Here is a 9,041-nt window from a genome sequence, read left to right as displayed (position 1 = left end):
GAGCCCTTGATGACCGGAATGTCGTCGCCCGGGAAGTCGTAGGACGACAGCAGTTCGCGCACTTCCAGCTCGACGAGCTCGAGAAGCTCGGCGTCGTCGACCTGGTCGACCTTGTTGAGGAACACGACGATCGCGGGAACGCCGACCTGGCGGGCCAGCAGGATGTGCTCGCGGGTCTGCGGCATCGGGCCGTCGGCGGCCGAGCACACCAGAATCGCGCCGTCCATCTGCGCGGCACCGGTGATCATGTTCTTGACGTAGTCGGCGTGGCCGGGGCAGTCGACGTGCGCATAGTGGCGGGCCGGCGTCTCGTATTCGACGTGCGCCGTCGAGATCGTGATGCCGCGCGCCTTTTCTTCAGGGGCGGCGTCGATCTGGTCATACGCCTTGTATTCGCCGAAGTACTTCGTGATCGCTGCCGTCAGAGACGTCTTGCCGTGGTCAACGTGCCCGATCGTGCCGATGTTGACGTGCGGCTTGTTGCGCTCAAACTTACTCTTTGCCATTTGAATGCTTCCTGTGAACGTAAGATGGGTGACCCCGGCGTACCGGTTTAGTGCCGCCGTTTAAGGCTTTACGGGCTTTTGCGCAAGACCAAAATGCGGACCTTCCTTGCGGGCGAATACCTGCGGGAAATCAGCCGGTATCGACGGCCTGCCCGACAAAAGGCGGAGCGAAGCATAGTCCCGAAAAGAAGATACCACCAGTTGCTGGCGTGCTGTTACTTCACCGCTGAAAGACAGGGTCGACGTTCGGGATGAAAGACACCGAACCGCCACAAGATGCAAAGCGATTGGGAGACTACTTTGCTGCCGTTACAATCGCAGCCATCGTCCTACGGATGGGTGGACATGTTGTAAATCGAATTCGGATCGCCAACGCATGCGTAATCGAGAGTGCATCGCTTTCGGTTGATGTCCTGCAAACTGACGGTGACGCGCCTGTCCCCCAGGCTACAGCGGGACGGCGGATAGCGGAAGCTGCGGCCGCCGAAGCCGGTGCGGACAAACACCGCCTTGTGCTGGCGAATGGTTTGCACAATCTGGTTGCACGTGAGGGCGCGGGCATCGACTTCCACGGCCTGGGCGGCAAGGACCGCCGACGGGAGCAAAAACGCAGCTGCTAAAATCAAGTTCTTCACGGAATTCCCCCAATGAGGGCTACTTAAGCAGTGGTGAGAGCGGCACTCAAACCAAATTTTAGTGAACGCTTAATTTCTCGGCAGGGGAAAGACGTCCGTGGCACGCACGTGGAACCGATCGGGGCCAAGGATTGGCTTGCCCAATCGATACGTGGAATTGTGCTGCTTGAAAGTCTTGGAGCGGGTAGCGGGAATCGAACCCGCGTATTCAGCTTGGAAGGCTACCAGATTGCTGAGTGGTTTCTATGCCGTCGTGTCACTCTGTTTCTGTGGCGTTCATCTCGGAACATGGGGAGACGACACGCGATGTTCTATTGACGTTCACGGTTCGAGAGCCAAGGATAGGGCATGCGCACCTTCATCCAGATACAGAACTGGTCCCCCGGCTACATGAACGTATGCCCTGCCCATGTGGTTATCCTGGTGGAGTGCAAGGCCTGCGGGGAGAGACGAGAATTTGACAAGCACAGCCTGCCGCCGTCACTGCACCACGCACTTGTGACTACCGTGGAAAGCCGGTTGAAATGCACGTCATGCGGAGAGAAATCGGGTAAGATGCTGTTCGGGCATTATGGAAAGGACGGTGAATGAGCGAGATCTTCGGAAGTCTGATCGGTGACCTGCTCGGAAGTCCGCGTAGGTTGAAGGCGACAGATAATAATCTTGGGTGGGATTCGGAAATGGCTAGAAATAATCTATCCTATGGTTTTCTGAAGACGCACAAGACCGCATACAGCTTTGAATTTCGAACTGGTAGAACGACGTACTGGAGAGGATTCTACGCCAGCAAAGAGGAGCTTGAGGAAGCTTTTGCCAAACTCCTGCTGAGCATCGACTACAAGCCGCGGCGTTTCTGGCAGTTCTGGCGGTATGGTGAGACGCCGGTGTCGCGGGACGCGCTGAAGCGCCTTAGTGCCCTCAAGGAAAGCACCAATGCGTAACCTCACGAAGAGAGAATTCCTGCTCACCAACAACGGCAGTTACGATGTGACGTTCGTCACTCCGCACGACGGGCGCACGCACGTTCTCAAGCCGGGCGAGAGCTTAAAGATACCGGCGGCGGTGCCTCATGGCCCGACTGGTCCATTAAGCGAAGATGAAGAATTCTGGCGTGGGGAACAGTGGACCCCTGAGCAGGTCGCGATGATTAAGGGACGTAGAAGCCCCCTTTAATGGCGAAGGCGATGACGCCCATAAGCAGGCCGCCGATCACCAGCCGCATGATCCATGTCATCGTGCCGCCGATCGATGACAGCTTGTCCTCCACGGCAGTGAACCGCATGTTGAATAGCGCCTCCATGCTCTTGAGCTGTTCCTCTTTCTTGGCGTCGTGGATCTCGCTCTGTCGCTGCCAGGATTCGAGCGCAACAATCCTGTGCTCGTGATTGCCTAACTGGTGCTCTGCGCTGACCATGCGGGGACGCATATCCATAGCTTCTGCTTCGCTCTGTGGAGTCATCTATCTGCTTTCAATGGAAATGCCATAAGCCCGCGGTTCGTCCGTTGGTCGTTCAGGATATGCTTTTAAACGAGAATGCTGCTGGCCAGCCCAAGGGCCGTCAGATTGAACATGCCCCACTCGAAGGCGTCCACGGAGGCCTGGGCGCCGCTCGGAAGGTCAAGCCTGATCTGGTGGCAGATCTGGGTGATGCCGCCGGCCACGGTGTAGCTCATGGCGAATTCCTGATCGATTGCGCCTGAGCGGGTGATAGCGACGAGATCCGCACCTGTGCTGCCATTGGTGAATTGCACGGAAGCTCGCGCGGTCTTCTGATCGACGCAGAGATCATCCCAATCCAGAGCTCCAGGATTGGCCCTCAGCTTGCCCACCACGAGCAGTTTGTCCCCTGCCGTGAATCCTGAGCCGATCGTGCCGTTCGTGCGCCTGATGGACGTCGTGGCGGCTGCTGTGCAGTCTACCCGGTATCCCTGCCCTGAACTGGTGAAGGCGTCGTTCGGAGAGGCTATCTTGGTGAGCGTCGGAGCTGTGCCAGAGGTTACCGGCGTGCCGTTGATCCAGCCTGTCGGGCTACCTGCTCCGAGCGTTCCAGCCATCAGGCCGTTCGGAATGAGGTTGCTGGCATTGAGCGCGGCGACAAGAGACGTCCGTGCGATCTGGCTGGCCTTGATCTGGGCGCCGACGAGGCGCGCAATCTTCTGGTGGCCCTCGTCGTTCGGGTGCAGGCCGTCGCCGCTGTCATAGGTCGGGTTGAGTGAACCGCTCGTCTGTAGGGCTGTATAGGCGTCTGCAACGCGATAGCCGAGGGTGGCGGCGTTATCCAGTATCCACTGGCGGTACTGGACAATGCGAGCGTTGATCGTGGCCGCGTCTGTGGCACCAGAGGCGCGTGGCGGCGGCGTGACGACTACGATCTGCTTTCCGGGCGCGAGAGCGATCATCCCGGCAAGGTTGGCGCCGTAGGTAGCAGCCGGGACAGCGTTCGCCATGTTGGCGTCATTGGCGCCGAAGAGGATCACCACGACTGCCGGGTTGGTGGCTGCGATGTCCGTCGAGAACCGAGCGAGTCCGCCGGCCGAGGTATCCCCCGGCGTTCCCTTGACGACGTTCAGCGAAATCGGGTTGTGCAGAAGCCCAGCGTGTATGTTCGACTGGTTCGGAAAGGCATAGATGCTGTTGGACGCCGCAGAGCCGTTTGGAATGCTGTCCCCGATATAGGCAATCTTGCGGTTGAGCGGGAACCATGGAGGGAGAGATGCGCCCCCCCGCGGCGTGATGCTGAGGCTTAGACCGATCATGACACCCTCACCAGAGAGAAATCCGTCGCGATCCCGATCCACTGCCCGTCCGAGTTCCCCACGCCGACAACACCGACATATGCATCCGTCGGCGAGATGAGTGAGAACGTGGCGTCGTAGCTCGTATCGGAACTGAACGTGAGATCGACAAAATGATCCGAGGCTAGATCGGGGCTTTGCGAAATCCGGAACCGGGCGCCGGCGGGAGTCGTCCCGATCTTCACGTCCCCGCGGTATCGGTAGGTGACACCGGCCAGCAGCGCCACCGGCCCCTTGAGGACGCGCGGGTTGTTCGTCCCTATCGCGGCTCCGCGCGCCACGTTGCCAACGATAGAAAGCGTGGTGTTGCTACCGGCCTGCCATGACAGCCCAGCGAGCAGGTTGGGGTCAGTCGCCCCGCTTCGCTGGAACTGACATAGGGAGTTGGACAGGCCGATGAGCATAGTCTTAGTTCCAGCAGGCTTGAGAGGCACCGAAGCGGTTGTGGCTTGCGATCTGGTTGGCGAATGGCCGATCAGTCTGGATGATGGTTGCCGCCGTCGCCGGCCTGGGTGTCAGCTTCTGCCACCCGTCGCAGACACTCGCGGTATTCTTCACTGTCTGGCACGAAGAAATCAGCGCACAGAGCGGCAGCATCAGAAGCAGAAACCTTGTCATTGATCGCGTTCCTTTCGCGAAGGACTTCAACCGATTTCGAAAGGGCCGCAGCAACAGCCTCTGCGCGCCCCTCAGAGCGTCCGATGAGTTTGGCGGGGTAGAAGGCCAGAGACGCGCCTAGCGCCACTCCTGCGCCAATCTTGAAGGCGTCGAAGAAACCCAGGCCGAGCATGTCAGGTCTTCCAGCCCATGCGTTTGGCCAGCTTCCACCACAGGACGGACCCGGAGGCTATGGCGGCCGATACGGCGAGATTGATGGTATCGGCGACGGTCGGGTCCGTGGTGATGATCCCCTTCACCTCGTCGCCAATGATGCCGGACGACGCCAGCCAACCGGCGAAGATGTATAAGGCTATCCGAATCCATACGGTCATGATTGTTTCCTCGAGAAGGCGGCGGCGATTGCGGAGAGAATGATGCTCAGCCAATTGCCGGAAGGCGCCGCCGGTTCGGGGGTTGGCTGCGGTGGCATGGCTGGCGGGGGCGCCGGAGGCGCGGGAGGCTTATCGAGCGGAGGCGTTGCGATGTTGCCTGCATTCAGGAGGTCACGGACGTTGACGCGAGCGCCCTTCCCCCACTGAACCTTTCCGCTCTTGTCGGCGGGATAGATGGTTGCCAGCGGCGGCGGGTATTTCCCGGTGAGGAAGAGTGTTCTTTCAGCCTGGCGCCGGCTCTTGATCTCGGGCGGCTTCACCCAATTCATGAACTGCTTGCCAGCGTTCACCTTGTCGCCGGAGTTCAACGTCTTCGTCAGAGTTGCCGAGGCGATGGCGCCAGTGTTGTAGTGGAAAGAAACGAGCGCATCGAACTCGTATTGCGTCAGCGGGACCTTCACCGCCTTGTTGACGGCGTCCTCGTATTTGACGATGTCCGTCCGGAGAAGATCGATTGCCTGCTGAAGCGAGAGAGTCCCGGCGAAGAGTTCCGGGTTGATACCGCCCGCCGCCTTCGTGTGTCCTACCCCGATCGTCCAGACGCCAACCGAATCCTTGTAGCGGGACAAGACAATGCCTTCATGGCCGATCAGGGCAATCAGCCCTTCGGTGCTCGTCTTCATTTGATTTTCCCTTGATTTGGTGCGGAAACGAAAAAGGCCCGCCGAAGCGAGCCTTTCGAATGTCTAGGTTGTCAGTGCGCCGCTAGAACGACGCAGGGAGATTTTCATAGGGTATATAGATCTGCCCGGCGAAAAACACCGTGAGCAGGATCAGCGCCGCAACGATGATGAACCCGTATGCAATTCTCTCGGCTACCATGCCTATCCCCGCGTTTGACTGCATCCCTTATAGCCAGAGGCCACGGTCGCTTGCAAGATGTTTGCTTGCCACCTATGAGATACATCGCATTAACGGACGTCGGGGCGCATGACAGACAAGCAATTTCGTATCATGGCGGGGCTGGTCGCCATCATAGTCACATTCACGATTCTCAACATCATGAAAGCGGTAGACTACGGCGCCCTGTCAATGCCGCCGATTTACGACGATGTCGGCTACCTGCTGGACGGCTATCGGCGCGTAGCTTTCGAGGGCGTCCACGGTCCGCTTTCGATCATTCGCTCGTTCTACTACAGCCCCCCACATGCCCCAGTGGAGGCGCTGATCGTCGTGGTTGGCTTCTGGCTGTCTGGCACGCACAACTACGGCCCGTATGTCGCCAACATCTTCGGGCTCGCGGTCTTCTGCGTCGGTGTCTATCTGGTAGCCAGAAAGATCACCGCACCATATGTCGCCCTGGCGATCGCAGCGCTCATGATGTTTGCGCCCGTTACCGGGGCCATCATCACTGAACTGCGCCCAGACATGGCTGCCGGCGCAGCCTTTGCACTCGCCGGATACTGGCTGATCAATTTCAGATACGACGACCAGAACTATAAGCGGGCCGTGCTCCTCGCGCTGTTCGCGGTCCTCGCCATCGCATGGAAGCCAAGCGCGTTCATCATCTCGATTGGGATGCTCGGTTTTGCTGGCGTTCTTGGCGCGGCTCTCGCGTCTCTTCGGTCCTATAAGCTGGCGCGGCCAAGCGCTCTTCTGGTGATCGGCATTGTCGTCGCCCTGATGATACCGTTGACTATCCACTGGGGATGGATGACGTATTCCTACGTCAAGGCCGCGATAGTCACCAACGCCGACATATGGGACACTCCGGGGACTGCCGCTTATCATTGGAATTTCAATTTCATGGGCGAGACCGGCGGGGAATTAGGACTAAGCCATTTCGCTCCCGTCGGCCTGTTTCTTATCGTGGTCGATATCGTCGTCACGCTGGTGAGGCGCCGTGCGATCAAAGAGAGCCTGCCGGCCCTCGCCTACTATCTCTGGTGCGTGGTGATCTACATCGGCATGTCGTCGACCAACTTCAAATCGCTTTACCAGAGCAGCTTCTTTTTCTTCCCATTCCTGGTGGCCGTCACGGTGGCGCTGTCGCGTGGGGTCGGGACGTTTGACGTCCGCCTGTCGGCCACGGTGTCCGCCGCGCTCCTCGCGCTTGCCGTCCTCTTCATGCCCGCCAGCACGACATTTCAGGACAGCAGGGGCAGGCCCGGCGTAAACGAAATGATGGCGCAGATATCAGCCCTGGTGGCTGACGGCGTGAAGAGCGCGCCACTCTGCGGTAACCCGGTTCCATTGTGGGGAACGATTTCGCCCTACCCGATAACGCAAGAGGCTGTGCTGCTCGATCAGGCTCAGAAGTACGGCAACAACATCGACAAGAATTATCTCTACGTGGTCCGCACCATGGATGAAGCTCGGGCATCTATAGCGAAATCCAACTTCATCCTGGCGCCGAACCAAGCAGGCCTGAAAGAAGGCCTCGGTCAAAACCTTCCGGGGCCAAAGCTGCATGACGAAATGCTGCAGCTACTCCGCAGCGACAGCCGGTGGACCGAGCATCCTATCAATGCCAGCGACCCACCGACCTTGTTTATCCGCAACGCGTGCTAGAGGCGGTCGATAACGAACGGCCCTCCCTTCGCGCATATCTGACCATCGATATAACTCCCCGCTCCGCTCGGAGAGAATGATGCACCGAACGTCACCGCAAGGCCGGACGGCGTGACAGAATGCGTTATCGGCGGTGAGCCCGACGGCGATGTGGCGCCCGACATCTGGATGATTTCGGCAATGCTGCTCGGCCCAGCACGGATCAGGTACTTGGTCGAGATCGCGCAGCCGGAGATACCGCCTGAGACACCGACCACGTCGAATTCGACGACCGCAGACGCATTGGCAACTAGGGTCAGCGAGAACAGACTGAAGCCCTGTGCACCCGTCGCGTTCGTCGTGATGAGCCGGCCGGCGCGCCACTCCGATGCCTCCTGATCGTAGATCTGGCTGTTTCGGATTGGAGGAATTCCGCCAATCTTGGCACCGCCGCCGATGTTGCAGTTGATCAGTTTGATGTTGGTGTAGCCGATGGATCCGGTGCTTGACGCTCCGAAATAGTAATCGATGCCGGCGTCGGCCTGTACGTTGCTAATGCAGATGCGCTGGCGATAGACCGTGTTCGGGCCGATACCGATGATGACAGATCCTGTGGTCCCGCCGAAATGACCGCCATCAACCACGATGTCGCCGACCACATGACCGGAACCAGAGAACTGGAACACGGCGCCAGGCGTGGGCGTGCCGTTGACATTGCCGCCAATGCCGCCGCTGATGTTGTAATAGGCGTTGCCCGTTCCTGACCCTGTATCGAACTTCCATCCGGAAATCGCCGGGTTGTTGTAGCCGCGGATCGTGATGTTCTCGAAGGACGTCCACGCGACATTGCATTCTAGACCGAAAGCGGTCGTCCGGGCCACCTTCGTCACGCAGAACCAGGAATAGAACCCTTCCATCTGCAGGTTGGTGAACGAATTCCACTGGAAATACGTGGTGTTGTTTCCCGTCACCAGGAACGCGCAGCAGCTCGTGTAGGTCAATGCGAGGTTCGACCAAGCAGCACGCATCGTCATGTTGTCGACACGGCACCGCTCGATCGTGGCGGCATTGACCTGGATCTCGAAGATCGGGGCATTCAGGTCGGACGAGAAGATCACCGACTTGCCGGGTCCATCCCCTTCAAGGATGAAGGAGAAGTCGACAATCGTAGTCGTGGCCGTGACCTTGAAATTCCCATCGGGAATGTAGATCGGCAGACCGAGCGCCTTGGCGGTGTCCACAGCGGCTTGGAGCGAGACGCTGTCATCAGCGGTGCCATCGCCAACGGCGCCGAGCGCGCGGATGTTCACCCGACGGGTGGATAGCTCGTACCAGACAACCGTCGAGCCGTCGGAGAGCGTGATCGAGAGCTTTCCCGGGTGGGTCGGCTGGCTGCCGACCTTTCTATAGGCCGCGCCGCCGCTATCGCCCTGGGCATAGTAGCCGTTCGTCTCGATGAGATCGGGCCCCACCGATGGATGGAAATTGGCGATCACGTAGGCGCGCGAAAGGTCACTGTCGCCCAGGATGTCGAGCATCGCCTCAGAAACTTTGGTTACCAT

At 59.1% G+C, this 9,041-nt stretch carries 12 protein-coding genes; 3 read left to right on the top strand and 9 right to left on the bottom strand.

Annotated features, from left to right (window positions below):
- Together EV286_RS20655 and EV286_RS20650 are read right to left on the bottom strand one after the other, a co-directional pair.
- Positions 1-506, bottom strand: a 506-nt coding sequence (locus EV286_RS20655) for a GTP-binding protein (protein WP_132959027.1), incomplete at its 3' end; no start/stop codon positions are given.
- A 329-nt stretch (positions 507-835) separates the two neighbouring features.
- Complete coding sequence (locus tag EV286_RS20650) at positions 836-1,141, bottom strand: hypothetical protein (RefSeq protein ID WP_132959026.1); 306 nt, start codon at positions 1,139-1,141, stop codon at positions 836-838.
- A gap of 348 nt (positions 1,142-1,489) precedes the next feature.
- Between EV286_RS20650 and EV286_RS20645 the strand changes: the two genes are divergently transcribed.
- Together EV286_RS20645 and EV286_RS20640 are read left to right on the top strand one after the other, a co-directional pair.
- Entirely contained in the window at positions 1,490-1,732 is a 243-nt protein-coding gene (locus EV286_RS20645; RefSeq protein ID WP_132959025.1) for a hypothetical protein, read from the top strand.
- Positions 1,729-2,082, top strand: a complete 354-nt coding sequence (locus EV286_RS20640; RefSeq protein WP_132959024.1) for a hypothetical protein — start codon at positions 1,729-1,731, stop codon at positions 2,080-2,082. The genes EV286_RS20645 and EV286_RS20640 overlap by 4 nt, the downstream gene beginning before the upstream one ends.
- Before the next feature lie 206 nt (positions 2,083-2,288).
- On the opposite strand, the gene EV286_RS20635 is transcribed toward EV286_RS20640, so the two are convergent.
- The 6 genes from EV286_RS20635 to EV286_RS20605 form a co-directional block, all read right to left on the bottom strand.
- Positions 2,289-2,600 carry a hypothetical protein gene (locus tag EV286_RS20635; RefSeq protein WP_132959023.1) on the bottom strand — a complete coding sequence of 104 codons (312 nt, stop codon included), beginning with the start codon at positions 2,598-2,600 and terminating at the stop codon, positions 2,289-2,291.
- Positions 2,601-2,665: 65 nt separating this feature from the next.
- Positions 2,666-3,898 (bottom strand): SGNH/GDSL hydrolase family protein, encoded by a 1,233-nt coding sequence (locus tag EV286_RS20630; protein ID WP_132959022.1) that lies wholly within the window; start codon positions 3,896-3,898, stop codon positions 2,666-2,668.
- Positions 3,895-4,341, bottom strand: coding sequence for a hypothetical protein (locus EV286_RS20625; protein ID WP_132959021.1), 447 nt, complete (start codon positions 4,339-4,341; stop codon positions 3,895-3,897). Before EV286_RS20625 ends, EV286_RS20630 begins: the two co-directional genes overlap by 4 nt.
- A 71-nt stretch (positions 4,342-4,412) precedes the next feature.
- On the bottom strand, positions 4,413-4,727 hold the full coding sequence (locus EV286_RS20615) for a hypothetical protein (protein WP_207909897.1): 315 nt from the start codon (positions 4,725-4,727) through the stop codon (positions 4,413-4,415).
- Position 4,728: 1 nt separating this feature from the next.
- Positions 4,729-4,929, bottom strand: coding sequence for a hypothetical protein (locus tag EV286_RS20610; RefSeq protein ID WP_132959019.1), 201 nt, complete (start codon positions 4,927-4,929; stop codon positions 4,729-4,731).
- Positions 4,926-5,612 carry a lysozyme gene (locus EV286_RS20605; protein WP_132959018.1) on the bottom strand — a complete coding sequence of 229 codons (687 nt, stop codon included), beginning with the start codon at positions 5,610-5,612 and terminating at the stop codon, positions 4,926-4,928. Before EV286_RS20605 ends, EV286_RS20610 begins: the two co-directional genes overlap by 4 nt.
- Before the next feature lie 307 nt (positions 5,613-5,919).
- On the opposite strand from EV286_RS20605, the gene EV286_RS20600 reads away from it, so the two are divergent.
- A complete protein-coding gene (locus EV286_RS20600; protein ID WP_132959017.1) occupies positions 5,920-7,500 on the top strand; it encodes a glycosyltransferase family 39 protein in 1,581 nt (526 codons plus the stop codon).
- On the opposite strand, the gene EV286_RS20595 is transcribed toward EV286_RS20600, so the two are convergent.
- Positions 7,497-9,041 carry a glycosyl hydrolase family 28-related protein gene (locus EV286_RS20595; RefSeq protein WP_132959016.1) on the bottom strand — a complete coding sequence of 515 codons (1,545 nt, stop codon included), beginning with the start codon at positions 9,039-9,041 and terminating at the stop codon, positions 7,497-7,499. The genes EV286_RS20600 and EV286_RS20595 overlap by 4 nt on opposite strands.

The organism is Rhizobium sp. BK251 (assembly GCF_004345245.1).
Taxonomy (GTDB): domain Bacteria; phylum Pseudomonadota; class Alphaproteobacteria; order Rhizobiales; family Rhizobiaceae; genus Rhizobium.
The sequence above is the reverse complement of the archived record's forward strand: the minus strand, read 5'-3'. Positions and strand labels throughout refer to the sequence as shown.